General features: G+C 69.2%; 26 protein-coding genes and 1 tRNA gene. 21 read left to right on the top strand and 6 right to left on the bottom strand.

Annotated elements, in window-relative coordinates:
• Positions 1-2: 2 nt before the first annotated feature.
• From dapA to BLR05_RS00770, 3 genes are all read right to left on the bottom strand, one after another.
• The gene (gene dapA / locus BLR05_RS00780) at positions 3-926 is read right to left on the bottom strand and encodes a 4-hydroxy-tetrahydrodipicolinate synthase (RefSeq protein WP_092831799.1); all 924 of its coding nucleotides are present in this window, start codon (positions 924-926) and stop codon (positions 3-5) included.
• A gap of 134 nt (positions 927-1,060) precedes the next feature.
• Positions 1,061-1,390 carry a hypothetical protein gene (locus BLR05_RS00775; protein WP_092831798.1) on the bottom strand — a complete coding sequence of 110 codons (330 nt, stop codon included), beginning with the start codon at positions 1,388-1,390 and terminating at the stop codon, positions 1,061-1,063.
• A gap of 31 nt (positions 1,391-1,421) precedes the next feature.
• Positions 1,422-1,676 carry a hypothetical protein gene (locus tag BLR05_RS00770; protein WP_092831797.1) on the bottom strand — a complete coding sequence of 85 codons (255 nt, stop codon included), beginning with the start codon at positions 1,674-1,676 and terminating at the stop codon, positions 1,422-1,424.
• A gap of 91 nt (positions 1,677-1,767) precedes the next feature.
• Here BLR05_RS00770 and BLR05_RS00765 point away from each other — a divergent pair, with 91 nt between their 5' ends.
• The 7 genes from BLR05_RS00765 (at position 1,768) to BLR05_RS00735 (ending at position 9,180) form a co-directional block, all read left to right on the top strand.
• Entirely contained in the window at positions 1,768-2,004 is a 237-nt protein-coding gene (locus tag BLR05_RS00765) for a hypothetical protein (RefSeq protein WP_092831796.1), read from the top strand.
• 5 nt (positions 2,005-2,009) lie between these two features.
• The gene (locus BLR05_RS00760; RefSeq protein WP_092831950.1) at positions 2,010-2,528 is read left to right on the top strand and encodes a molybdenum cofactor biosynthesis protein MoaE; all 519 of its coding nucleotides are present in this window, start codon (positions 2,010-2,012) and stop codon (positions 2,526-2,528) included.
• Between the two features lie 184 nt (positions 2,529-2,712).
• Positions 2,713-5,322 carry an ATP-dependent chaperone ClpB gene (gene clpB, locus BLR05_RS00755; RefSeq protein ID WP_092831795.1) on the top strand — a complete coding sequence of 870 codons (2,610 nt, stop codon included), beginning with the start codon at positions 2,713-2,715 and terminating at the stop codon, positions 5,320-5,322.
• Between the two features lie 28 nt (positions 5,323-5,350).
• Positions 5,351-5,704 (top strand): hypothetical protein, encoded by a 354-nt coding sequence (locus BLR05_RS00750; RefSeq protein ID WP_092831794.1) that lies wholly within the window; start codon positions 5,351-5,353, stop codon positions 5,702-5,704.
• 113 nt (positions 5,705-5,817) lie between these two features.
• Positions 5,818-7,254, top strand: a complete 1,437-nt coding sequence (locus tag BLR05_RS00745) for a coniferyl aldehyde dehydrogenase (protein WP_092831793.1) — start codon at positions 5,818-5,820, stop codon at positions 7,252-7,254.
• 197 nt (positions 7,255-7,451) lie between these two features.
• The gene (locus BLR05_RS00740) at positions 7,452-7,985 is read left to right on the top strand and encodes a GNAT family N-acetyltransferase (protein ID WP_013593723.1); all 534 of its coding nucleotides are present in this window, start codon (positions 7,452-7,454) and stop codon (positions 7,983-7,985) included.
• A 22-nt stretch (positions 7,986-8,007) separates the two neighbouring features.
• Positions 8,008-9,180: a methyltransferase gene (locus BLR05_RS00735; protein WP_092831792.1), complete on the top strand. Its 1,173-nt coding sequence runs from the start codon at positions 8,008-8,010 to the stop codon at positions 9,178-9,180.
• 28 nt (positions 9,181-9,208) lie between these two features.
• On the opposite strand, the gene BLR05_RS00730 is transcribed toward BLR05_RS00735, so the two are convergent.
• On the bottom strand, positions 9,209-9,805 hold the full coding sequence (locus BLR05_RS00730; protein ID WP_092831791.1) for a hypothetical protein: 597 nt from the start codon (positions 9,803-9,805) through the stop codon (positions 9,209-9,211).
• A gap of 60 nt (positions 9,806-9,865) precedes the next feature.
• Between BLR05_RS00730 and BLR05_RS00725 the strand changes: the two genes are divergently transcribed.
• Positions 9,866-10,837, top strand: coding sequence for a tRNA dihydrouridine synthase (locus BLR05_RS00725; RefSeq protein ID WP_092831790.1), 972 nt, complete (start codon positions 9,866-9,868; stop codon positions 10,835-10,837).
• 27 nt (positions 10,838-10,864) lie between these two features.
• Here the strand turns inward: BLR05_RS00725 and BLR05_RS00720 are convergent, their stop codons facing one another.
• Positions 10,865-12,724, bottom strand: a complete 1,860-nt coding sequence (locus BLR05_RS00720) for a phospholipase D family protein (RefSeq protein ID WP_092831789.1) — start codon at positions 12,722-12,724, stop codon at positions 10,865-10,867.
• A 133-nt stretch (positions 12,725-12,857) separates the two neighbouring features.
• Positions 12,858-13,157 (bottom strand): hypothetical protein, encoded by a 300-nt coding sequence (locus BLR05_RS00715; RefSeq protein WP_092831788.1) that lies wholly within the window; start codon positions 13,155-13,157, stop codon positions 12,858-12,860.
• 50 nt (positions 13,158-13,207) lie between these two features.
• Between BLR05_RS00715 and BLR05_RS00710 the strand changes: the two genes are divergently transcribed.
• From BLR05_RS00710 to nuoF, 13 genes are all read left to right on the top strand, one after another.
• Entirely contained in the window at positions 13,208-14,380 is a 1,173-nt protein-coding gene (locus BLR05_RS00710; protein ID WP_092831787.1) for a pyridoxal phosphate-dependent aminotransferase, read from the top strand.
• Between the two features lie 127 nt (positions 14,381-14,507).
• Complete coding sequence (gene rpsO / locus BLR05_RS00705; protein ID WP_011794401.1) at positions 14,508-14,774, top strand: 30S ribosomal protein S15; 267 nt, start codon at positions 14,508-14,510, stop codon at positions 14,772-14,774.
• A gap of 218 nt (positions 14,775-14,992) precedes the next feature.
• Positions 14,993-17,245 carry a polyribonucleotide nucleotidyltransferase gene (pnp, locus tag BLR05_RS00700; RefSeq protein WP_092831786.1) on the top strand — a complete coding sequence of 751 codons (2,253 nt, stop codon included), beginning with the start codon at positions 14,993-14,995 and terminating at the stop codon, positions 17,243-17,245.
• A gap of 103 nt (positions 17,246-17,348) precedes the next feature.
• On the top strand, positions 17,349-18,341 hold the full coding sequence (locus BLR05_RS00695; RefSeq protein WP_092831949.1) for an NAD(P)H-quinone oxidoreductase: 993 nt from the start codon (positions 17,349-17,351) through the stop codon (positions 18,339-18,341).
• The gene (tpiA, locus tag BLR05_RS00690) at positions 18,338-19,081 is read left to right on the top strand and encodes a triose-phosphate isomerase (RefSeq protein ID WP_092831785.1); all 744 of its coding nucleotides are present in this window, start codon (positions 18,338-18,340) and stop codon (positions 19,079-19,081) included. Before BLR05_RS00695 ends, tpiA begins: the two co-directional genes overlap by 4 nt.
• 35 nt (positions 19,082-19,116) lie before the next feature.
• Positions 19,117-19,506 carry a preprotein translocase subunit SecG gene (secG, locus tag BLR05_RS00685; protein WP_092831784.1) on the top strand — a complete coding sequence of 130 codons (390 nt, stop codon included), beginning with the start codon at positions 19,117-19,119 and terminating at the stop codon, positions 19,504-19,506.
• Positions 19,507-19,622: 116 nt separating this feature from the next.
• Positions 19,623-19,707: transfer RNA gene (locus BLR05_RS00680), tRNA-Leu, on the top strand.
• 76 nt (positions 19,708-19,783) lie between these two features.
• The gene (locus BLR05_RS00675; RefSeq protein ID WP_092831783.1) at positions 19,784-20,143 is read left to right on the top strand and encodes an NADH-quinone oxidoreductase subunit A; all 360 of its coding nucleotides are present in this window, start codon (positions 19,784-19,786) and stop codon (positions 20,141-20,143) included.
• A gap of 24 nt (positions 20,144-20,167) precedes the next feature.
• Positions 20,168-20,647: a NuoB/complex I 20 kDa subunit family protein gene (locus tag BLR05_RS00670; RefSeq protein ID WP_011794407.1), complete on the top strand. Its 480-nt coding sequence runs from the start codon at positions 20,168-20,170 to the stop codon at positions 20,645-20,647.
• 13 nt (positions 20,648-20,660) lie between these two features.
• Entirely contained in the window at positions 20,661-21,269 is a 609-nt protein-coding gene (locus tag BLR05_RS00665; RefSeq protein ID WP_092831782.1) for an NADH-quinone oxidoreductase subunit C, read from the top strand.
• Positions 21,270-21,297: 28 nt separating this feature from the next.
• Positions 21,298-22,551: an NADH-quinone oxidoreductase subunit D gene (locus BLR05_RS00660; RefSeq protein WP_092831781.1), complete on the top strand. Its 1,254-nt coding sequence runs from the start codon at positions 21,298-21,300 to the stop codon at positions 22,549-22,551.
• Positions 22,548-23,075: an NADH-quinone oxidoreductase subunit NuoE gene (gene nuoE, locus BLR05_RS00655; RefSeq protein ID WP_092831780.1), complete on the top strand. Its 528-nt coding sequence runs from the start codon at positions 22,548-22,550 to the stop codon at positions 23,073-23,075. The genes BLR05_RS00660 and nuoE overlap by 4 nt, the downstream gene beginning before the upstream one ends.
• Positions 23,072-24,430, top strand: coding sequence for an NADH-quinone oxidoreductase subunit NuoF (nuoF, locus tag BLR05_RS00650; RefSeq protein WP_092831779.1), 1,359 nt, complete (start codon positions 23,072-23,074; stop codon positions 24,428-24,430). Before nuoE ends, nuoF begins: the two co-directional genes overlap by 4 nt.
• Position 24,431: the final 1 nt, after the last annotated feature.

Raw genomic sequence — 24,431 nt, 5'->3', positions numbered from 1 at the left:
TATCAGGCCACGGCCCGGTCCAGCGCCTGCAACTGCCGGGCCTGGGCGCGCGCGGCCTCCTGCAGGCGCAGAGCGAGCGCAGCGGAGACCGGCGCCATGGGTGCGCGCAGGGTTCCGTCCATCCATCCCTCCGCGGCGAGCAGGGCTTTGACCGGCGCCGGATTGGGCTCTGCGGAGAAGGCTTCGATCAGCGGCAGGAGGGCGCGCCAGAGTTCCCGTGCCCGGCCGAGGTCGCCGCGCTCGATGGCTTCCAGGCATTGCACGAGCCGCGCGGGCTGCCAGTGGGCACTGGCCGCGATGGCCCCGGCCCCGCCGAGCGCGGCCGTGGTGAAGATGTGGGCATCCTCGCCTGCCAGCACCTGCAGCGCCCCATCGGCGATCAGGGCCTGCGTCTTGGAGGCGTTGCCGCCGCAGTCCTTGATAGCCCGGATGTGGGGATGGGCCGCCAGCGTGCGCAGCGTGCCCAGTTCCAGCGTGGCCCCCGTGCGGTACGGAATGTCGTACACGATGAGTGGCATGGCGCTCGCGTCGGCGATCGCGTGGAACCACTGCAGCAGCCCCTGCTGGGACGGCCGGATGTAGTGGGGTGCGGGCACGAGCAGCCCGGCCAGCGGCCACGCACCGAGGCGGCGGGTGCGCTGCACCGCGTGGTCCAGGTGGTGGCCCGACAGGCCCATGACCACCGGGAGGCTGCCGGCCGCGTCCAGGATGGTGGCCAGCACCGCGTCCTGCTCCTGCTCGTCCAGCGCTGCGGCTTCGCCGGTGGATCCGCAGGCCACGAAGCCCGCGATGCCTTCGCTCGCGAGCCTGCGGGCCAGCGCATCGAGACCGGCATGGTCCACCGCGTCTCCCGATGGGCTGAAAGGGGTCACGAGGGGTACCCACAGGCCGGAGAAATCGCCGCGGGCGCGCTGCGGCCGCGGCATGGAGGGAGGGGACAGCGCTGGGTTGAGGGGCATGCGGTTCAGTTTATCGGCGCTGCTGTAAAAGCTCTGTCAATAAGTGCCGTGGCGCGTTTCAAAGTGCGCCCGCCACCGCCGGGCCCTGGTGGCACCCGGCTTCAGGCTGGGGCCGTCGGCACCTCGGGCAGCTCAGGGCTGCGCCAGTTGAGCAGCTCTGCCAAGCGCAGCGTGGTCCACCGCGCCTCGATGGGCGATACGCCGGAGCCCGGCGTGCACAGGCCGGCGTGGATGCGCCCGAGGATCTCCGCCTCCGAGGGCGCCTGCACATGGTAGAGCGTCTGCGCCTGCTCCACGAGGTGGTTGGCGAGGTCTTCGCACAGTTCGTAGCGCTCGCGTATCTCGGCCGCCGGGGCTGTCAGGCGCTGGCGCGCGTCGCTGTAGAGCGCAGTGAAGGAGGGCGGGACGTGGATCTGGTTGTCGTCGTGCATGGGCGGGACGGGGCCGGCGGCCGGCCGCGGTTCAGTCGGGAGTGAAGAGCCGCTCGAAGCGCCGGGCGTCGTCCGCCTGCTCGAAGGTGACGAGCTGTCCCATCTTGTTGTCCTCGCGGCGGCATGCGGCAAACAGGCTGGCCGGGCCGGCCAGGCCGTAGTCCGGCAGGTGGATGATCGCGTAGGGATGCGGGACGAAGACCTGGTGCGCATACACGCCGCGGTGCTGGTTGCGCGGCGAGGGGAACAGGACGTAGAGTTCGGTGGTGATGGTCTGCGTGGCCATGGGCGGCCACTGTAGCAAACCGGTCGCGCGGCAGCCGTTCCCGTGGACAATCCGCCCTGGACATCACGCACACGAGTACGAGGAAGACTGCATGGCACGCCAGGACAAGAACGCATGGGCCGCGAAGGTGGTCACCCTGATCCGGGGCGGGCAGACGCAGGCCGCCATGGCGCAGATCAAGGTCGCGCCCTCGGCAGGCGATGTCGCGCGGCTGCAGACGCTCCTGGCGGGTGTTCCGTCCGATACCCCCGTGCGGCGCCAGCTCGACGCGTTCATCGAGGAGGAGCGCGCGCTGCTCGCCGCTCCCCGCCTGCACCGGGCGCCGTGACCGCCATGGCCGAGCGGGTGGTATCCACCTCCGCGCCCCACGCGGCAGGCTTCGCCCGGGTCGCCATCCAGCCGCAGGATTTCGATGTGTCGGCCGAGCTGACCGCGTTGCGCGCCCGGGACGGGCGCGTGGGAGCGGTCTGCTGCTTCGTCGGCACGGTGCGCGACCGCAGCGACGGCGATGCCGTGGCAGCGATGGAGCTGGAGCACTATCCCGGCATGACCGAGAAATCCATCGAGGCCATGGTGGACGAGGCCCTGCTGCGCTTCGACATCTTCGGCGCGCGCGTGGTGCACCGGGTGGGCCTGCTGGCTCCGCAGGACCAGATCGTGCTGGTGGCCGTCACCTCGGCCCACCGCGGCCAGAGCTTCCAGGCCTGCGAATTCCTCATGGACTACCTGAAGACCCGGGCCCCTTTCTGGAAGAAGGAAACCACGCCGCAGGGCGCGCGCTGGGTGGATGCGCGCGTCAGCGACGACGCGGCGCTGGCCCGCTGGGGCATCGCATCGGGCAACCACGGCTGACCGGCCGGCACCGGCCCCATGGCGGCCGGACGGGAAAATCCCTGCACTGTCTCGCCGCAGCAGGGATGGATGCTCCTTTTCTGGTAGCGGTGGTGCCGCTCGTGTGATGCACATGCCGCGCGGGCAGCTTGAAAACTCCGGGCGGGCCCCTCAATTGCCCAGCAGTTCCGGAGGACCACAGACCATGCGTCTCGACAAACTCACCACCAAGTTCCAGGAAGCCCTCAGCGACGCGCAATCGCTCGCGCTGGGCAATGACAACGCCTATATCGAACCCGTCCACCTGCTGGCCGCCATGCTGCGGCAGCAGGAGGGCCCGCGCGCGCTGCTGCAGCGCGCCGGCGCCAACGTGGCCGCCCTGCAGACGGCAGCCGAGAACGCCATCAAGCGGCTGCCCCAGGTGCAGGGCCAGGACCAGGTCCAGGTCGGGCCCGAACTGGGCCGCCTGCTGCAGGCCACGGAGAAGGAGGCCATCAGGCGCGGAGACCAGTTCATCGCCAGCGAACTCTTCCTGCTCGCGCTCGTGGACGGCAAGGGCGATACAGCCCAGCTGGCGCGCGAGCACGGCCTGACGCGCAAGAGCCTCGAAGCCGCGATCGACGCGGTGCGCGGCGGCGCGCAGGTCAACAGTGCGGAGGCCGAAGGCCAGCGCGAAGCGCTCAAGAAGTACACGCTCGATCTCACCGAGCGCGCCCGGGCCGGCAAGCTCGACCCGGTGATCGGCCGCGACGACGAGATCCGCCGCGCCATCCAGGTGCTGCAGCGCCGCAGCAAGAACAACCCGGTGCTCATCGGCGAGCCCGGCGTGGGCAAGACCGCCATCGTGGAAGGCCTGGCGCAGCGCATCGTGGCGGGCGAGGTGCCCGAGAGCCTGAAGGGCAAGCGCGTGCTGTCGCTCGACATGGCCGCGCTGCTCGCAGGCGCCAAGTACCGCGGCGAGTTCGAGGAGCGGCTCAAGGCCGTGCTGAACGAACTGGCCAAGGACGAGGGCCAGACCATCGTCTTCATCGACGAGCTGCACACCATGGTGGGCGCGGGCAAGGCCGAGGGCGCGATGGACGCCGGCAACATGCTCAAGCCAGCCCTGGCACGCGGCGAGCTGCACTGCGTGGGCGCGACCACGCTCGACGAGTACCGCAAGTACATCGAGAAGGATGCGGCGCTGGAGCGTCGCTTCCAGAAGATCCTCGTGGGCGAGCCCAGCGTGGAGGCGACCATCGCCATCCTGCGCGGCCTGCAGGAGCGCTACGAACTGCACCACGGCGTGGAGATCACCGACCCGGCCATCGTGGCCGCGGCCGAGCTGTCCCACCGCTACATCACCGACCGATTCCTGCCCGACAAGGCCATCGACCTCATCGACGAGGCCGCGGCCAAGATCAAGATCGAGATCGATTCCAAGCCCGAAGCCATCGACAAGCTCGATCGCCGGCTGATCCAGCTGCAGATCGAGCGCGAGGCCGTCAAGAAGGAAAAGGACGAAGCCTCGCAGAAGCGTCTGGCGTTGCTGGAGGACGAAATTAGCAAGCTGCAGAAGGAAATCGCCGACCTGGAGGACATCTGGACCTCCGAGAAGGCGCAGGCCCAGGGCAGCCAGCAGGTGCGCGAGCAGGTCGAGAAGGTGAAGCTGCAGATCGAGGAGCTCAAGCGCAAGGGCGACTTCAACAAGGTCGCCGAGCTGCAGTACGGCAAGCTGCCCGACCTCGAGCGCCAGCTCAAGGAAGCCCAGGCCAAGGAAGAGGGCACCGACGGCACCGCCACGCCCAACCGGCTGCTGCGCACCCAGGTGGGCGCGGAGGAGATCGCCGAGGTGGTCAGCCGCGCCACGGGCATCCCTGTCTCGAAGATGATGCAGGGCGAGAAGGACAAGCTGCTGCAGATGGAAGACAAGCTGCATGAGCGCGTGGTGGGCCAGGACGAGGCCATCGCAGCCGTGGCCAACGCCATCCGCCGCTCGCGCTCGGGCCTGTCCGATCCGAACCGGCCCATGGGTTCCTTCCTGTTCCTCGGCCCCACCGGGGTGGGCAAGACCGAGCTGTGCAAGGCGCTGGCGGGCTTCCTGTTCGACAGCGAGGAGCACCTCGTTCGCATCGACATGAGCGAGTTCATGGAGAAGCACTCCGTGGCCCGCCTGATCGGCGCGCCGCCCGGCTATGTGGGCTACGAGGAGGGCGGCTACCTGACCGAGGCCGTGCGCCGCAAGCCCTACAGCGTGCTGCTGCTCGATGAGGTGGAAAAGGCCCACCCTGACGTGTTCAACGTACTGCTGCAGGTGCTCGACGATGGCCGCCTGACGGATGGCCAGGGCCGCACCGTGGACTTCAAGAACACGGTGATCGTGATGACGAGCAACATCGGCTCGCACCTGATCCAGGCGATGGTCGGCCAGGATGCGGACGACGTGAAGGAGGCGGTCTGGGGGGAACTCAAGAACCATTTCCGGCCCGAATTCCTCAACCGGATCGACGAGACGGTGGTGTTCCATGCGCTCGACGCGAAGAACATCGAAGCGATCGCACGCATCCAGTTGCAACTGCTGGAAGCGCGCCTGGCGAAAATGGAATTGCACCTGCAGGTATCCCCCGGTGCTTTGTCCGAGCTGGCCAAGGTGGGGTTCGATCCGGTGTTCGGCGCTCGTCCGCTCAAGCGCGCGATCCAGCAGCGCATCGAGAATCCGCTCTCGAAGCTGCTGCTCGAAGGCCGCTATCCGCCCAAGAGCGTGATCCCGGTGAACGTGGATCCCGTACAGGACCCTGGGGTCTTCCATTTCGGCGAAGCGGCTGCGGTGGGGTAAGTTCGATGTTGTACGGAAAGGATGTGCCTTGAATGATTTCCTGGCCGGTGTGATCCGGTGGATCGTGCGCCTCGCGGTCGTGGCCGTGGGGGCGGTGTTTTTCCTGAGCCTGCTCATCGTCGTGGCGCTGCTCGCCGTGGTGTGGGGCGTGCGCTCTCTCTGGGCGCGCGTTACGGGCCAACCCGCCACGCCCTGGGCCATGCGCATGGATCCGCGCGAAGGCTGGAGCACGGTGTACCGCAGCACCGCGCGCTGGTCGGCCGCCGGCCGGCGGGGCCCGGCCGCCGATGGGGATCCGGGGCCGCTGCGCTCGGCCGAACTGCCCGGTGCGCGCGCCGACGTCATGGACGTGCAACCGCGCGACCTGCCCGGCAAGGTGTGATGTGACCGGCGGGCTCCGCCGCGGCATGTCGGCGCCCGCCCGCACGTGCTTTCCCTGGCTTTTGGAGACGCCCGTTTACAAGGCGTTGCGAGGGCCTTCCCTATGATTGCCGCATGACGCCAGACGACATCCGCCACCATTTCCAACTCCAGCGGCAGGCCAGCCGGGAACAGCCCGGGACACCGCTGCTGGTGCGGCGGGAACGCCTGCTGCGCATGCGCAAGCTGCTGGACGAGCATGGGCCCGCGCTCGCGGCGGCCGTGCAGGCCGACTTCGGCATCCGTTCGCCTCGGCTGACCGAGGTGGCCGACCTGTTCGTGCTGCGCACCCAGCTCGCGCACACGCTGCGGCACCTGGCGCGCTGGAGCAAGCCGCGCCGCGTGCACACGCCGCTGCACCTGCAACCCGCGCACGCCTTCATCCAGCGCCAGCCGCTGGGCGTAGTGGGCGTGATCGCTCCCTGGAACTACCCGGTGCAGCTCGCGCTCGGTCCGGCGATCTGCGCGCTCGCGGCGGGCAACCGCGTCATGCTCAAGCCCAGCGAACTCACCCCGCACACATCCGCCCAGCTCGCATTGCTGGTGGCGCAGTTCTTCTCGCCCGACGAGTTCTGCGTGGTGCAGGGTGATGCGGCCGTGGCCGCGCTGGTGGCATCGCTGCCTTTCGACCATCTCGTCTTCACGGGCTCCACGGCCGTGGGCCGCAAGGTCGCGCAGGCCGCTGCCGCGCACCTGACGCCCACCACGCTGGAGCTGGGCGGCAAGTCGCCCTGCATCATCGACGCGGACTGCGACCTGCAGGATGCCGCGCTCAAGATCGCGCACGGAAAGTTGCTCAACGCCGGGCAGACCTGCGTGGCGCCCGACTACGTGCTGCTGCCGCGCGGCAGCGAGGGGGCGTTTGCGGAGGCATACCGCGCCGCCGTGGCGAAGCTGTTCCCGTATTTCGAGGGCAACCCCGACTACGCCTCCATCATCCATTCGCGGCACCTCGCGCGCCTGCGCACCATGCTGCAGCAGGCCCAGACGCAGGGCGCGGAGGTGCACGTGCTCGAGCCCGTGCCGGGTTCGCCGCCACCGCCTCCACAGAGTATCGGCGATGGCGTGGCGCGGCAGATGCCGCCGGTGCTGGTCTTCCATGCCACGCTGCAGATGCAGATCATGCAGGAGGAGATCTTCGGGCCGGTGCTGCCCGTGCTCGGCTACGACCGCCTGCAGGACGCCATCGACCACATCAATTCCGGGCCGCGCCCGCTGGCGCTCTACTGGTTCGGCCGCAGCGAGGCGGCGCGCGACGACGTGCTGCGGCGCACCGTGAGCGGCGGCGTCACGGTGAACGACACGCTGCTGCACGTCGCGCACGACAATCTGCCGTTCGGCGGTGTCGGCGATAGTGGCTGGGGGGCCTATCACGGGGAGCACGGATTTCTGCGCCTTTGCCACCAGAAATCCGTGCTGGTGCAGTCCCGCTGGTCGCTCGGCAAGCTGCTGCATCCGCCCTACGGCGCGCGTTTCGACCGGGCGCTGGAGTTGCTGCGGCGCTGGCTCTGAAACCTGTTTCCGCCCCGCGGCCGGCGCAGCTGCCGCTCGCTTTCCGGCGGGCTTTGCGGCCGCTGCGCAAGGCCTCGCGCGACCCGCGCGCAGGGGCTTCCATCACCCGGGGTCTGGAGCCGGAAAACCAATTGCGCGACAATCGCGGGTTTTGCGTTCCGCACCCCTTTTTTCTTCTTCTGTTCCGTTCGTTCCCAATGTCCAGTATTCAGGCCAGTATTCAGGTCCGTCCCGCCACGCTCCGCGATGCCAAAGCCATCGCCCAGATCCATACGCAGTCCGCGATGGAAGCGTACCGCGGCCTTGTTCCCGACGACCAATTGAAAGCCATGTCTTCGGTCGAGAAGCGCCAGGCGTACTGGCGTGAAGCCATCGAGTACTGCGAGCCCCAGGTGCAGGTGGCGGTGGAAGGCGACAAGATCGTCGGCTTCGTCGGTTTCGACCGTTCGCGCGATGCCAAGTCCCGCCCCACCACCGGCGAGATCTGGGCCATCTATGCCGCGCCGTCCCACTGGGACCAGGGCGTGGGCGTGGCCCTCTGGGATGCCGCGCGCGAAGGCCTGCAGCAGGAAGGCTGCACCAACGTGACCGCGTGGGTGCCCATGCGCAACGAGCGCGCGCTGCGCTTCCACGAGCTCGCGGGCTTCAAGCGCGAAATGTCCACCGCCAAGACCGCCGTCATCGGCGGGGTGAAGATCGAGGAAGTGCGCCTGCAGCGCCCCCTCAACTGATCCGCCAGAGCCCTTGCCCGGCATGATCCACTGGAACCACGGCGGCCAGGACCGCAGCGCGCAATGGCACTCGGAGGCCGGCGTTGCCGCGCCGCGCCGCGTGGTGGTGGCGGACGACACGCTGCCTGCCGATGCGGCCTATCGCATGGCCTGCGAAGGCACGGGGCTGCTGTGGCAGGGGGATTTCCAGAATGCCCGGCACCTGCTGCAGGCGCTGATGCGCCGGGCCGACGGCCGCAGCCGGCCGCGCGGCGGCGCGAAGGGCCGCGGCAAGGCGGCCGCCGCACCAGCCACGGCACCGGCCCAGGCCCAGGCCTTCCACCTGCACCGCCAGGCCCAGGCCCAGCGGGCGCGGGTGCTCGGCATACTGCTCATTCCCGTGGAGGGCGACCATGGCATCGCGCTACGGCGGGCGCCCGACTGGCGGCCGGCGCTGGCCGAGGCCTGGGGCGCTCCCGACGGCACGCCCCGCGTGGCGTCCCTGCGCGAGCTGCTGGGTCTCGTGGGCGCGCACGAATGGCGCAAGAAGGGCGTGGAGATTCCTGCCCTGGGGGCGCCGCCGGACAACCGCATCCATCCGCACTACGGGGTGTTTTCGCCCGTGCGCGGCGAGTACATCGATCTCGTGGCGCAGGCGCCGTTGCCCGCGGACGCAGCTGCGCTGGCCTTCGACATCGGCACCGGCACCGGCGTGCTCGCGGCCGTGCTCGCGCGGCGCGGCGTGCGCCGTATCGTCGCCACCGACCAGGACCCCCGGGCGCTGGCCTGCGCGCAGGAGAACCTGCAGCGCCTGCGCGCGATGCGAGTCGTGGAAATCCTGCAGGCCGATCTCTTTCCCCCGGGCCGAGCGCCCCTGGTGGTGTGCAATCCGCCCTGGGTGCCGGCGCGTGCCGCCGCTCCCGTCGAGCGGGCGGTCTATGACGAGGACAGTCGCATGCTGCGGGGCTTCCTCGGCGGCCTGGCCGAGCACCTGGAGCCGGGCGGGGAGGGCTGGCTGATCCTCTCGGACCTGGCGGAGCACCTGGAGCTTCGCCCGCGCGCCCAGCTCCTCGGCTGGATCGAGGCTGCGGGCCTGCGGGTGCTGGGCCGGCACGACATCCGGCCGCGCCACGGGAAGGCCGCCGATGCGTCCGATCCGCTGCATGCGGCGCGTGCTGCGGAGGTCACTTCGCTCTGGCGACTCGGCGCCGCCTGACGCCCGCGGGGCCTTCCGGTGCGCCGTGTCAGGCCGGCGTGGGCAGCAGTTGCTCCATGCGCTGGCGCACGATGGCGGCCCGCTCCGGGCCGGCCAGCAGTTCGATCTCTTCCAGCAGCGCTTCGCTGACATCCATCATGCTGTCGCGGTCGCGTGCACCGCGCAGCGCCTCGAGGAAGTTCTGGGCGAGCGCAGGATTGCGGCGCGCGAACATGCGCTCGCAGATGTCGAACAGGTACATGCGCGCGCCCGCGAGCGAGCGCAGCGCGTTGGATGGTGCGGGAGGGGTTGCCGGCTGTGCCGGCGCCGTGGCGGGTGCATCGACTGGCACCGGGCGCGGCGTGGCGGCTGCCGTGGGTGTGGCGGCAGGTACCGGGGCTGCGGAGCCACCGGCCTGCGCGAGGTAGCCGTCCGCCAGCAGGCGGGCCACGATGTCCTTGCCGGCGCCGTGGTAGAGCGCTTCCAGCTCGGCTGCGGGCCGGCCGTCGGCCAGCAGCAGCAGCGAGCGTTCGCGCAGGCTGAGGGTGCGCACGCCGGGGGAGAGTTCCAGGCGGGCCTTGTCGGTCTTCAAGAGCAGCATGGAGTGCGGGGAGGGCGGGACATTGGCGACAATGGAAGGCTGCATTCCACCGCACTCCGATGACGCCGCGATGACGCGGCTTCCGGTGCGGGCGCTCCTGCCCCGATGTCCCATCCTCCCCTGCTGCTGCTCGCCCCCATGGAAGGGCTCCTCGACTTCGTCCTGCGCGACGTGCTGACGCGCGTCGGCGGCGTGGACCGCTGCGTCTCCGAGTTCATCCGCGTGACCGGCACGCTGCTGCCGGACAAGGTGTTCCTGCGCTACATCCCCGAGCTGCGCAATGGCGGGCGCACGGCGGCGGGCGTGCCGGTGCGTGCCCAGTTGCTCGGGTCGGACCCCTCCAGCATGGCCGAGAACGCGGCGCGGCTGGCCGCACTGGGTCCCGAGGGCATCGACCTGAATTTCGGCTGCCCGGCCAAGGTGGTGAATCGCCACGGCGGCGGCGCCGCGCTGCTGCGCGAGCCCGAGCGCATCGCCGCCGTGGTGGCCGCGGTGCGCCGTGCGGTGCCTCCAGGCATGCCGGTGTCGGCCAAGATGCGGCTGGGCTACGACGACACGTCGCTGGCCCGGGAGTGTGCCCAGGCCGCGGAGGCCGGCGGCGCCTGCGAACTGGTGGTGCATGCCCGCACCAAGGCCGACGGCTACCGCCCGCCCGCCTACTGGGAACTGGTTGCGCCGCTGCGCGCGGCCGTGGGCATTCCCGTGATCGCGAACGGCGAGATCTGGACGGTGGCGGATGCAATGCGCTGCCGGGCGCTCTCCGGCGGCGATGCCCTCATGCTGGGCCGCGGCATCGTGGCGGACCCGGGCCTGGGCCTGGCCATCCGCTCAACCGACGCGGGCCGTGCCGATGCTCCGGCGCTGGCCTGGGAGGCGCTGCTGCCGCAACTGGGCGTTTTCTGGCGCACGGTCTGCGAAGACCTGGAGCCGCGCCAGCGCGCGGGGCGGCTCAAGCAGTGGCTCAACCTGCTGCGCCGGCGCTTCCCCGAGGCGGAGGCCGCCTACCAGCACGTGCGCACGGTGACCGACCAGCGCACCATCACCGCCTGGGTGGAGGCGCATACAGGCGGGGCATGAGCCCCTGAGCGCCCGCGCCGGCCCCGCCTACAGCAGGTGGTCCGGTGCCAGCGGGCCCAGCAGCTGGAGCAGCATCCGCAGGCCCAGGCTGGCGTCGGGTTCGTGCGTGGCGTCCGGCAGCCCGCTGCCCTGCGGCGCCCGCCAGACGAGGCTGCCGTCCGGCAGCCGCTCGACGTGCCAGGCATCCTCGCGCATGGCGGTCTCGATCTGCGCCGAAGCCATGCGCGACAGGCTGCGGCTCTGGATCAGCAGGGCGATCTCGGTGTTCTGCAGTTGCGAGCGCAGGTCGAGGTTCATCGAGCCGACGGCGAGGAGCCGCCCGTCCAGCACCAGCACCTTGGAGTGAAGCATCGCGCGGGATTTGCCGGTGGCGTTGGCGCCGGAGTCGCCGAAGGCGGATTTCACGCCGGCCTGTTCGCTGCGCAGCTCGTAGAGCTCCAGGCCCATCGACAGCAGCTCTTCGCGGTGCCGTGCGTAGCCCACGTGGGCGATCGGCGCGTCGTTGGAGGCCAGCGAATTGGTGAGCACGCGGATGCGCACGCCCCGGGCGCGGGCATCGGCGAAGGCGCGCTTCATGTCGTCACCAGGCACGAAGTAGGGCGAGATGACCAGCAGGTCCTGGCGCGCCTGGCCGAGCAGGTGGAGCAGGCCGTCCACGACGGTATCACCCTCTGCGGCACGTCCGGCAGATGTCTGCAGCAGCCCGTCCGAGGGCGCGGAAGGACTGGCTGCCCGGGATGCAGGAGGCACTGCGCCCCGGGGGCCCCGCACGTCCAGTGCGGTGCCCGGCGGAGTGCTGCGGATGCTGGCCGCTTCTCCGTCCGCCGCGATCTTCGCGGGCCGGTCCGCAAGGAGGACCGCCGGCGCCCAGACGAAGGGCGCCGCGCCCAGGTCCATCGGCTGCTCGTTCCAGATGCGTGCGCGCTTTTCGGCGGAAGGCCCGCCGGGCGCGGGACGCGGCTCCCCGTCGGGCGGCCGGGGGCCGTCGCCATCCGCGGCAGGGGCCCTGTCGTCGCCAGGCACCCGGTCGTCCGGCGCGGTGCCGGCGTCGCCTTCTGAAGCGTTGCGCTCCCGATAGCGGTCGAGCGTCTGCTGCCGCAGGCGCCGCAGTTCTTCCTGCGTGATGAGCGACTGCACCGGGTAGGCGCGCGGGTTGTTCCAGTAGGCGTCGAAGCTGCGCGACATCTCCGCGACGATGGGGCCGGCGGCGAGCACGTCCAGGTCCACGAAGTTGCCGGAATCGGCCTGCCCGAAGTAGGCGTCGCCCAGGTTGCGCCCGCCGGTCACCCCCATGGTGTTGTCGGCGATGAAGAGCTTGTTGTGCATGCGCTGCTGCACGCGCGAGAAGTCGGTGAGCGATCCCCACAGCCGGCCCACCATGGAGCCGCGGGGGCCGGCGACGGGGTTGAACATGCGCATCTCGATGTTCGGCTGGAAGGCCAGCCCCATCACCAGCGCATTGCGTCCGGTGCTGTGGAAGTCGTCGAGCAGCACCCGCACGCGCACGCCCCGGCGCGCCGCCGCCACGACGCCGCGCAGCAGCCGCTCGCTGCTGGCGTCCGCGTGGATGGCGTAGTACTGCAGGTCCAGCGTCTTGCGGGCGGCCTCCACCAGTGCCAGGCGGCTGCCGTAGGCGTCCTGCGGCCCGCTCAGCAGCAGGAAGCCCGAGGCATGGCGGGCGCCGGCCGCCTGCCTGCGCTCGTCCACCATGCGCGCGAGCGGGGTGTCCGCGGTGGCCGAGGCGGGCAGGGCGCTGGATTCCGGGCGCTCCACGTTCTGCGGCAGGCCGCTGCAGGCGGCGGTGGCCAGGGCGAGGGCCAGGATGGCGCACCAGCGCCCGAAGGCGGCGCGGGCGCACGGAAGGAGGGCGGCGGAGCCTTCGGGCATGGGAGTCCTGCGGTGCATGGAATGCGAGGGTGCCCGAGGTATAGCGCGGCGCCTGCCGCCGAGCTGTCGGACAACGCCCCGGCGGTGGCGCCGGCCGCCATCTCGCGGCATGCCCGGGCAGGAGGACGGGTGTTCAGCGGCGGGCGTAGCCGAGGCACGCGCCCGCGTTGGGCAGCCCCCTGCATTCCCGGATCAGCCGGCGTTCCCGCTGGGCAGGCGTCTCTGCGGACGAGGAGGCCGGGCTGCTGCGCACGCGTGGCGCCTTCCCGCGCGCCCGCGAACGGGCTTCGGTCTGGTGCGGGCCCGCGGTGGCCGGAGCATTGGCTCCCGGGGGCGCGGGCGTGCTGCCATTGGCTGCGGCCGCGGTGCCCACGGCCAGGATGCCAGCGAGCAGCACCACGGTGGCACGGGCAGGATTTGTTTTCGATTGCATGGGGGTTCCTCCGGCTGGACAATGTACCGTTTCGCCGACCTGACATTTCCATGCGCCACACCCTCGCCCACCTCGAAGAATCCAAGATCCGTGAAGTCGCCAACGCCGGGATGGGACGGCCCGATGTCCTGGCGTTCTGGTTCGGCGAAAGCGACGAGGCCACCCCGGACGTGGTGAACGAGGCCGCCATCGCCTCGCTGCGCGCGGGTGAAACCTTCTATTCCCACAACCTCGGCCTGCCCGCGCTGCGCGAGGCCATCGCAGCCTACATGGCGCGCCTGCACGGTCCGGCCATCGACGCCGGGCGCATCGCCGTCACGTCCGGCGGCGTCAGCGGCCTCATGCTGGCGGTGCAGGCGCTGGTGGACCCGGGCGACGAGGTGGTCGCCGTCACCCCCGTCTGGCCCAACCTCGTGGCGCAGCCGCGCATCCTGGGTGCGCGCCTGCAGTGCCTGCCGCTGCGCCCGCGCGGGGACGGTGCCTGGACGCTGGACATGGACGCCCTGAAGCGCGCCGTGACGCCGGCCACGCGGCTGCTGGTGGTGAACGCCCCCAACAATCCGACGGGCTGGACGCTGTCGGCGGCCGAGCAGCGCGAGATCCTGGCGCACTGCCGCGCCACGGGCACCTGGATCCTGGCCGACGAGGTCTATGAGCGCCTGTACTACGAACCGACGCCCCACGGCTGCGCGCCGAGCTTCCTCGACCTCGCCGTGCCGGAGGACCGCCTGGTGGTGGTGCACAGCTTCTCCAAGAGCTTCCTGATGACGGGCTGGCGGCTGGGCTGGCTCGTCCTGCCGCCCGCGCTCGCCGCCCACATGGGCAAGCTGATCGAGTTCAACACCTCGTGCGTGAGCGTCTTCACGCAGCGCGGCGGCATCGCGGCGCTGCAGCACGAGGCGGAGATCGTCCCGCGCGTCACCGCCCACATGCACCTGTGCCGCGACACCCTGCTGCCACTGCTGCAGGCGGTGCCCGGCGTGCGTGCCCACGCGGCCAGCGGCGGCATGTACGCCTTCTTCCGCATGGACGGCCACGGCGACGCGATGGCCACCGCCAAGCGCCTCGTGGCGGAGGCCGGCCTGGGCCTGGCGCCCGGCAATGCCTTCGGTCCGGAAGGGGCGGGCTGGCTGCGCTGGTGCTTCGCCTCGCGCGACCCCGCGCGGCTGGTGGAAGGGGTGGCGCGCCTGCGGAAATGGCTCGAGAAGGCCGGCGCGTTATAATCCTGGGGTTTTGCATGGTGCAAGACGCACGCCGCCGGCCGTTCCAGCCCGCGGCGCAAGTCAAAACCTGGGGCCGCAGCCTCGCCACGCGCGATGCCCGCCGGCCCCGACACTCAAGGAAAAACCAATGATCGCATCCTCCGTCAAGGCCGAAGTCATCAAGGACAACGCCCGCGCCGCCAACGATACCGGCAGCCCCGAAGTGCAGGTGGCCCTGCTCACGGCCCGCATCAACGAGCTGACCCCCCACTTCAAGCAGCACGCCAAGGACCACCACGGCCGCCGCGGCCTGCTGCGCATGGTGAGCCGCCGCCGCAAGCTGCTGGACTACCTCAAGGCCAAGGACGCCGACCGCTACACGGCCCTGATCGCCAAGCTCGGCCTGCGCAAGTAAGCGCATTCGCATGCAGGAACGCCTGGGTTAGCGTGCTGACTCAGGCGTTTTCTACTTCGGAGCCGCAATAGCAGAGCGAAGCTGTGTCATTCCAATGGCCCTGGGGCTGCCCCGCCCGGGGCTCCAGGCCCACTGGAATGGCATCGTGTTCTGAATTGCCCTCCGGCCCCCGCTGGCCCGCGCGGCCAGCCTTCCACACCGAAGCATAGGAAACACGCATGACCATCTTCAACAAAGTCACCAAGTCCTTCCAGTGGGGCGACAAGACCGTCGTCATGGAAACGGGCGAAATCGCCCGCCAGGCCAACGGCGCCGTGCTGGTCGAGATCGACGGCACTGTCATCCTCGCCACCGTGGCGGCCTCCAAGTCGGCCAAGCCCGGCCAGGACTTCTTCCCCCTGACGGTGGACTACATCGAGAAGACCTACGCCGCCGGCAAGATCCCCGGCAGCTTCTTCAAGCGTGAAGCCAAGCCCAGCGAGCACGAAACGCTGACCAGCCGCCTGATCGACCGCCCGATCCGCCCGCTGTTTCCCGAAGGCTTCCTGAACGAAGTGCACGTGGTCGTCCACACCGTGTCGCTCAACCCCGAGGTCGATGCCGACATCGCCGCCATGATCGGCGTGAGCGCTGCGCTGGCCATCTCCGGCATCCCGTTCAGCGGCCCGATCGGCGCCGCCCGCGTGGGCTACATCAACGGCGAATACGTGCTGAACCCGGGCCAGACCGCCCGCAAGAATTCCCAGATGGACCTGGTCGTCGCCGGCACCGAAGCCGCCGTGCTGATGGTCGAGTCCGAAGCCCAGCAGCTCAGCGAGGAAATCATGCTGGGTGGCGTGGTGTTCGGCCACGAGCAGGCCAACGTCGCCATCAACGCCATCCACGAACTGGTGCGCGAAGCCGGCAAGCCCGTGTGGGAGTGGCAGGCGCCCGCTGAAGACGAAGCCTTCGTCGCCAAGGTCAAGGACCTGGCCGAAGAGAAGCTGCGCGCCGTCTACCAGATCCGCAGCAAGCAGGCCCGCACGCAGGCCCTGCGCGAAGCCAACGCCAGCGTGATGGAAGCGCTCAAGGCCGGCGGCGAGCCCTTCGACGCCGGCAAGGTGGGCGACCTGCTGTTCGCCATCGAATCGAAGATCGTGCGCAGCCAGATCCTGGCTGGCGAGCCGCGAATCGACGGCCGCGACACGCGCACCGTGCGCCCCATCGAGATCCGCAACTCCGTGCTGCCCCGTACGCACGGTTCCGCGCTGTTCACGCGCGGCGAGACGCAGGCCCTGGTGGTGTCCACGCTGGGTACCGAACGCGACGCGCAGCGCATCGACGCGCTGGCCGGCGAGTTCGAGGACCGCTTCATGTTCCACTACAACATGCCTCCCTTCGCCACCGGTGAAGTGGGCCGCATGGGCTCCACGAAGCGCCGCGAGATCGGCCATGGCCGCCTGGCCAAGCGCGCGCTGGTCGCCGTGCTGCCGACGAAGGAAGAGTTCCCCTACACCATCCGTGTGGTCTCCGAGATCACCGAGTCCAACGGCTCGTCCTCGATGGCTTCCGTCTGCGGCGGCTGCCTGTCGATGATGGACGCCGGCGTGCCGATGAAGGCCCACGTGGCCGGCATCGCCATGGGCCTGATCAAGGAAGACAACCGCTTCGCGGTGCTGACCGACATCCTGGGCGACGAGGACCACCTGGGCGACATGGACTTCAAGGTGGCCGGCACCACGGCCGGCATCACCGCGCTGCAGATGGACATCAAGATCCAGGGCATCACCAAGGAAATCATGCAGGTCGCCCTGGCCCAGGCCAAGGAAGCCCGCCTGCACATCCTCGGCAAGATGCAGGAAGCGATGGGCGAGGCCAAGACCGAGGTCTCCAGCTTCGCGCCCAAGCTCTACACGATGAAGATCAACCCCGAGAAGATCCGCGACGTGATCGGCAAGGGCGGCGCGGTGATCCGTGCGCTGACCGAAGAGACCGGCTGCCAGATCAACATCGAGGAAGACGGCACGATCACCATCGCCGCGACCGATGCCGAGAAGGCCGAAGTCGCCAAGAAGCGCATCGAGCAGATCACGGCCGAGGTCGAGATCGGCAAGATCTACGAAGGCCCCGTGGTCAAGATCCTGGATTTCGGCGCGCTGATCAACCTGCTGCCCGGCAAGGATGGCCTGCTGCACATCAGCCAGATCGCCCACGAGCGCGTGGAGAAGGTGACCGACTACCTGACCGAAGGCCAGGTCGTGAAGGTCAAGGTGCTCGAGACCGACGAGAAGGGCCGCGTGAAGCTGTCCATGCGCGCGCTGCTGGACCGTCCGGCGGGCGACAGCGGCCGTCCGGCGCCCGCCGAGCGTGGCGACCGTGGTGACCGTCCGGAGCGTGGCGAGCGCCGCGAACGCCGCGACTACGGCAGCTCCGAGCAGCAGCAACAGCAATCCGTGGATGCCGGCGCGCAGCCGGGCCAGATGGATGCCTGAGGACTTCCGCCGCCACCCCGGTGGCGGCCGGTCCGGCCTGTCCTCGCGGCAGTGCCGGGCATCTGCAACCTGACATCCCAGGAAACCCTGTATGGCGACCACCATGCGTGCCGTGGAAATCACGGGCCCCGGCGGCCCGGATGTGCTGCGCCTCGCGGAGAGGCCCGCGCCGCGGCCGGGCGCGGGCGAACTGCTGATCCGCGTCGCGGCCAGCGGCATCAACCGCCCCGACGTGCTGCAGCGCAAGGGACACTACGCCCCTCCACCGGGCGCATCCGACCTGCCGGGCCTGGAAGTGGCTGGCACGATCGAGTCCGGTGACGCGGAGGCGATGGCCGCTGCGGGCCTCAAGGCCGGCGACCGCGTGTGTGCTCTGGTCGCGGGCGGCGGGTATGCCGAGTGGTGCGTCGCACCCGTCGCGCAATGCCTGCCTGTGCCCGAAGGCTGGAGCGATGTGGAGGCGGCCTCGCTGCCCGAGACCTTCTTCACGGTGTGGAGCAACGTGTTCGACCGCGGCCACCTCGCGGCCGGCGAAACCCTGCTGGTGCAGGGCGGCAGCAGCGGCATCGGCGTGACGGCCATCCAGCTCGGCCGTGCCTTCGGCGCCACGGTGATCGTGACGGCGGGCTCGGACGAGAAGTGCCGCACCTGCCTGGAGCTCGGCGCGCACCATGCCATCAACTACAGGACGCAGGACTTCGTGGCCGAGGTCCGGCGCATCACCGAGGGCCGCGGCGTGGATGTCGTGCTCGACATGGTGGCGGGCGACTACGTGGCGCGCGAGGTCGAGTGCCTGGCCGAGGACGGCCGGCTCGTGATCATCGCGGTGCAGGGCGGCGTGCAGTCCTCCTTCGATGCGGGGCTGGTCTTGCGCCGCCGCCTGACGGTGACCGGCTCGACGCTGCGCCCCCGCTCGGTTGCGTTCAAGGGCGCCATCGCGTCCGCCCTGCGCGAGCGGGTGTGGCCGCTGCTGGCGGCGCGCACCGTGCGGCCCGTGGTGCACAGCACCTTCCCGGCGGCGGAGGCCTCCGCCGCCCATGCGCTCATGGAGTCGAGCCAGCATGCCGGCAAGATCGTTTTGACGTGGACAGCATGACAAAGAAGAAACTCATCGCGGGCAACTGGAAGATGAACGGCGCCCTGGGCGCCAACGCCGCGCTGGTGGAGGCGCTGCGCGCCGGCACGGGCGTGGGTTGCGACGTGGCCGTGGCGGTGCCGGCGGCCTACCTCGCGCAGGTGCAGGGACTGACCGAGGGCTCGGCCATCGCGCTGGCCGCGCAGGACGTGTCGCAGCACGAAGCCGGCGCCTACACGGGTGAGGTCTCCGCCGCGATGCTCAAGGAGTTCGGCGTACGCTACGTGCTGGTCGGGCATTCCGAACGCCGCCAGTACCACGGCGAGACCGACGAGCAGGTGGCCGAGAAGGCGCAGCGCGCACTGGCTGCCGGCATCACGCCGGTGGTGTGCGTGGGCGAGACACTGGCCGAGCGCGAAGCCGGCCAGACCGAGGCCGTGGTCAAGCGCCAGCTGGCCGCGGTCATCCACCTGAACGGCCATTGCATCAGCGAGATCGTGGTGGCGTACGAGCCCGTCTGGGCGATCGGCACCGGCCGCACCGCCACGCCCGGGCAGGCCCAGCAGGTGCATGCCGTGCTGCGGGCGCAGCTGGCCGCGGCCAGCGAGCACGCGGACCGCATCCGCCTGCTCTACGGCGGCAGCATGAACGCCGCCAACGCGGCCACGCTGCTGGCCCAGCCCGACATCGACGGGGGCCTCGTGGGCGGCGCATCGCTCAAGGCCCAGGAGTTTTTGCAGATCATCGCAGCGGCCGCCTGAGCGGCACCGCGCGAACCAACCGGAGTAGAGAAGAAATGAATGTGCTCGTGAATGTAATCCTGGCCGTGCAGATGCTGGCCGCGCTGGCGATGATCGGCCTCGTGCTCATCCAGCACGGCAAGGGCGCCGACATGGGGGCCGCGTTCGGCAGCGGCAGCTCGGGCAGCCTGTTCGGCGCCAGCGGCAGCGCGAACTTCCTGTCGCGTTCGACGGCGGTGCTGGCCGGCGTGTTCTTCGCGGCCACGCTCGCGCTGGCCTATTTCGGCAACGTCCGTCCTGCCGGCGTGGGCAGCGTGCTGGAGACCCCGGCGGCCGCCCCTGCAGCCGTGCAGCCGGTGGCGCCCGCGTCCACTTCCGCCATTCCCGCATCCGCGCCGGCACCTGCGGCACCGGCCTCTGGCGCAGCGCAGATCCCGACAAAATAATTGTTGGAAAAGTAACCGATTCATAGAGAGTCGGGTTTTTCCGGAGTAAAATCCCGGATTGTCTGGAAAGCCAAATAGCCCTTCGGGTTCCTCATGCCATCCAGATGCAGACATCAGCCGTCGTGGTGAAATTGGTAGACACGCTATCTTGAGGGGGTAGTGGCGAAAGCTGTGCGAGTTCGAGTCTCGCCGACGGCACCAACACACAAGCAAGCCCGCCCGGCCATTCCTCATCGCAGGAACGGGGGTGCGGCCCCAGCGGTGAGTACCCCTCCAGATGAACCTCGATCAATACCTCCCCGTTCTTCTGTTCATCCTGGTCGGCATCGGAGTGGGGGTGGTGCCCCTGGTCCTGGGCTACGTGCTGGGCCCGAACCGCCCCGACACGGCCAAGAACTCCCCCTACGAGTGTGGCTTCGAGGCTTTCGAAGATGCGCGCATGAAGTTCGACGTGCGCTACTACCTCGTCGCCATCCTTTTCATTCTTTTCGATCTGGAAATCGCATTCCTCTTCCCGTGGGCGGTCACGCTGCACGAGGTCGGGGTGACCGGTTTCGTCGCCGTCATCGTCTTCCTGGCCATCCTGGTCGTGGGCTTCGCCTACGAGTGGAAAAAGGGTGCCCTGGATTGGGAATGACGGGGCTTCACAAGGAACGACACGATGATTGAAGGCGTGATGAAGGAAGGCTTCATCACCACGAGCTATGACTCTGTGGTGAACTGGGCCAAGACCGGATCGCTGTGGCCCATGACCTTCGGTCTGGCCTGCTGCGCCGTCGAGATGATGCATGCCGCCGCGGCGCGCTACGACATCGGGCGCTTCGGCGCCGAGGTGTTCCGCGCCAGCCCCCGGCAGTCCGATCTGATGATCGTGGCCGGCACGCTCTGTAACAAGATGGCCCCGGCCCTGCGCAAGGTGTACGACCAGATGTCGGAGCCGCGCTGGGTGATCTCCATGGGGTCCTGCGCCAACGGCGGCGGCTACTACCACTACAGCTACTCGGTGGTGCGCGGCTGCGACCGCATCGTGCCGGTGGACGTGTACGTGCCGGGCTGCCCCCCGACCGCCGAGGCGCTCATCTACGGGATCATCCAGCTCCAGCAGAAGATCCGCCGCACCCACACCATCGCCCGCGTCTGAAGGGTTCTCCAGCATGACAGCCATTGCCATCCGACCCGAGGCTCTGCGGGATGCGGTCGCCGCTGCGCTCGGCGACAAGGCGCGCGACATCGTGCTCGCGCTCGACGAACTCACGGTGACCGTCTCGGCCGCCGACTGCCTGGCCGCGATGCAGCTGCTGCGCGACGCGCCCGGCTGCCGGTTCGAGCAGCTCGTGGACCTCTGCGGCATCGACTACTCCACCTACGGCGACGTGGGCACGGAAGGCCCACGCTACGCCGTCGTGTCGCACCTGCTGTCCGTCAGCCTCAACCAGCGCGTGCGCGTGAAGGTGTTCTGCCCCGACGACGACTTCCCCGTGGTGGCTTCCGTGTCCGGCATCTGGAACTCCGCCAGCTGGTACGAGCGCGAGGCCTTCGATCTCTACGGCATCGTGTTCGACGGCCATGACGACCTGCGCCGCATCCTGACCGACTACGGCTTCATCGGCCATCCCTTCCGCAAGGACTTCCCGCTGTCGGGCCACGTCGAGATGCGCTACGACACCGAGGCGCGCCGCGTGGTGTACGAGCCGGTGACGATCGAGCCGCGCGAGATCACGCCCCGCATCATCCGCGAAGAAAAGTACGGAGGCCTGCACTGAGGCGCCCGGCGCATTCAGGCGATCCACGATGGCTGAAATCAAGAACTACTCCCTGAACTTTGGTCCGCAGCATCCGGCCGCGCACGGCGTGCTGCGCCTGGTGCTCGAGCTCGACGGCGAAGTCGTGCAGCGTGCCGACCCCCACATCGGCCTGCTGCACCGCGCCACCGAGAAGCTGGCCGAGCACAAGACCTTCATCCAGTCGCTGCCCTACATGGACCGGCTGGACTACGTCTCGATGATGTGCAACGAGCACGCCTACTGCCTGGCCATCGAGAAGCTGCTGGGCATCGACGTGCCGCTGCGCGCGCAGTACATCCGCGTGATGTTCTCCGAGATCACGCGCCTGCTGAACCACCTGATGTGGCTGGGCTCGCACGGCAACGACTGCGGCAGCTCCACCATCCTGATCTACACGTTCCGCGAACGCGAGGACCTGTTCGACATGTACGAGGCGGTGTCGGGTGCGCGCATGCACGCGGCCTACTTCCGCCCGGGCGGCGTCTATCGCGACCTGCCCGACAGCATGCCGCAGTACCAGGCGAGCAAGGTGCGCAACGCCAAGGCGATCGAGGTGCTGAACCAGAACCGCCAGGGTTCGCTGCTGGACTTCATCGACGACTTCACGCAGCGCTTCCCGAAGTGCGTGGACGAGTACGAGACGCTGCTGACCGACAACCGCATCTGGAAGCAGCGGACGGTGGACATCGGCATCGTGACGCCGGAGCGTGCGCTGAACCTCGGCATGACCGGCCCCATGCTGCGCGGCTCGGGCATCGCCTGGGACCTGCGCAAGAAGCAGCCCTACGACGTCTACGACCGCGTGGAATTCGACATCCCCGTGGGCAAGACGGGCGACTGCTACGACCGCTACCTCGTGCGCGTGCAGGAGATGCGCCAGTCCAACCGCATCATCAAGCAGTGCGTGGACTGGCTCCGCGCCAACCCCGGGCCCGTCATCACCGACAACCACAAGGTGGCGCCGCCGTCGCGCGAGTCGATGAAGTCGAACATGGAAGAGCTGATCCACCACTTCAAGCTCTTCACCGAAGGCTTCCGCGTGCCCGAGGGCGAGGCCTATGCCGCCGTCGAGCATCCGAAGGGCGAGTTCGGCATCTACCTGGTGAGCGACGGTGCCAACAAGCCCTACCGCCTCAAGATCCGTGCCCCGGGCTTCGCCCACCTCGCGACGCTCGACGAGATGTCGCGCGGGCACATGATCGCCGATGCCGTGGCCATCATTGGCACCATGGACATCGTGTTCGGAGAGATTGACCGATGAGTACCGAATCGAACCAAGCAGCCGGCACGTCGCCGGTGACCGAGGCGACGCGCGCGCGCTTCGCCCGCGAAGTGGCGAAGTACCCGCCGGAGCAGAAGCAGTCCGCCGTGATGGCCTGCCTGTCCATCGTGCAGCAGGAGCAGGGCTGGGTCAGCGCCGAGAGCGAGGTCGTGATCGCCGAGGTCCTGGGCATGCCCCAGATCGCCGTGCATGAAGTCACGACCTTCTACAACATGTACAACCAGCAGCCGCTGGGCAAGTACAAGCTGAACGTCTGCACCAACCTGCCGTGCCAGCTGCGCGACGGCCAGAAGGCGCTGCACCACCTCGAGAAGAAGCTCGGCATCGCCATGGGCGAGACCACGCCCGACGGCCTGTTCACGCTGCAGCAGTGCGAGTGCCTGGGTGCGTGCGCCGATGCGCCCGTGATGCTGGTGAACGACCGCACGATGTGCAGCTTCATGGACAACGAGAAGCTCGATCAGCTCGTGGACGGCCTGCGCCAGGCGGAGGGACAGGCATGACCACCGCGGCACAGATCCTCTCGCAGTTCCAGGCCACGGGTGTCCAGACCTGCTTCCACGACCGCCACATCGAGCCGCAGATCTACGCGGGCCTCGACGGCACGAACTGGAGCCTCAAGGACTACGAGGCGCGCGGCGGCTACCAGGCCCTGCGCAAGATACTGGGCACCGACGGCGGCGAGCCGATGACGCAGGACCAGGTCATCGCCACCGTCAAGGAATCCGGCCTGCGCGGCCGCGGCGGTGCGGGCTTCCCGACGGGCCTGAAGTGGAGCTTCATGCCCCGCTCGTTCCCCGGGCAGAAGTACCTCGTCTGCAACTCCGACGAAGGCGAGCCGGGCACCTGCAAGGACCGCGACATCCTGCAGTTCAACCCGCACATCGTCATCGAGGGCATGATCATCGCGGCCTTCGCGATGGGCATCTCGGTGGGCTACAACTACATCCACGGCGAGATCTTCCAGACCTACGAGCGCTTCGAGGCCGCGCTGGAAGAGGCGCGCACCGCGGGCTACCTGGGCGACAACATCCTGGCCAGCAGCTTCAGCTTCCAGCTGCACGCTGCCCACGGCTTCGGCGCCTACATCTGCGGCGAGGAAACTGCGCTGCTCGAATCGCTGGAGGGCAAGAAGGGCCAGCCGCGCTTCAAGCCACCGTTCCCGGCCAGCTTCGGCCTCTACGGCAAGCCCACCACGATCAACAACACCGAGACCTTCGCGGCGGTGCCCTGGATCATCCGCAACGGCGGCGCGGCCTACCTGGCCTGCGGCAAGCCGAACAATGGCGGCACCAAGATCTTCTCGGTGTCCGGTGACGTGGAAAAGCCCGGCAACTACGAAGTGCCCATGGGCACGCCGTTCGCCAAACTGCTGGAACTTGCCGGCGGCGTGCGCAAGGGCCGCCAGCTCAAGGCCGTGATTCCGGGCGGCTCGTCCGCCCCGGTGCTGCCGGCGTCCATCATCATGGAATGCACGATGGACTACGACTCCATCGCCAAGGCCGGCTCGATGCTGGGCTCCGGCGCCGTGATCGTCATGGACGATTCGCGCAGCATGGTCGAGAGCCTGCTGCGCCTGTCGTACTTCTATTCGCACGAATCCTGCGGCCAGTGCACGCCCTGCCGCGAGGGCACGGGCTGGATGTGGCGCGTGATCGACCGCATCCAGCACGGCCAGGGCCGCGAAGGCGACCTGGACCTGCTCAATTCGGTGGCGGACAACATCCAGGGGCGCACCATCTGCGCCCTGGGCGACGCGGCGGCCATACCGGTGCGCGCGATGATCAAGCACTTCCGTCCGGAATTCGAGGCGCTGATCCGCAACAAGACGAGTCCCCAGGCTCCGGCCTCCGCCTGAT

Origin of the sequence: Paracidovorax cattleyae (genome assembly GCF_900104515.1) — a bacterium.
GTDB lineage: Bacteria > Pseudomonadota > Gammaproteobacteria > Burkholderiales > Burkholderiaceae_C > Paracidovorax > Paracidovorax cattleyae.
Note: the sequence above shows the minus strand (reverse complement) of the source record. Positions and strands in the feature narration are given on the sequence as shown.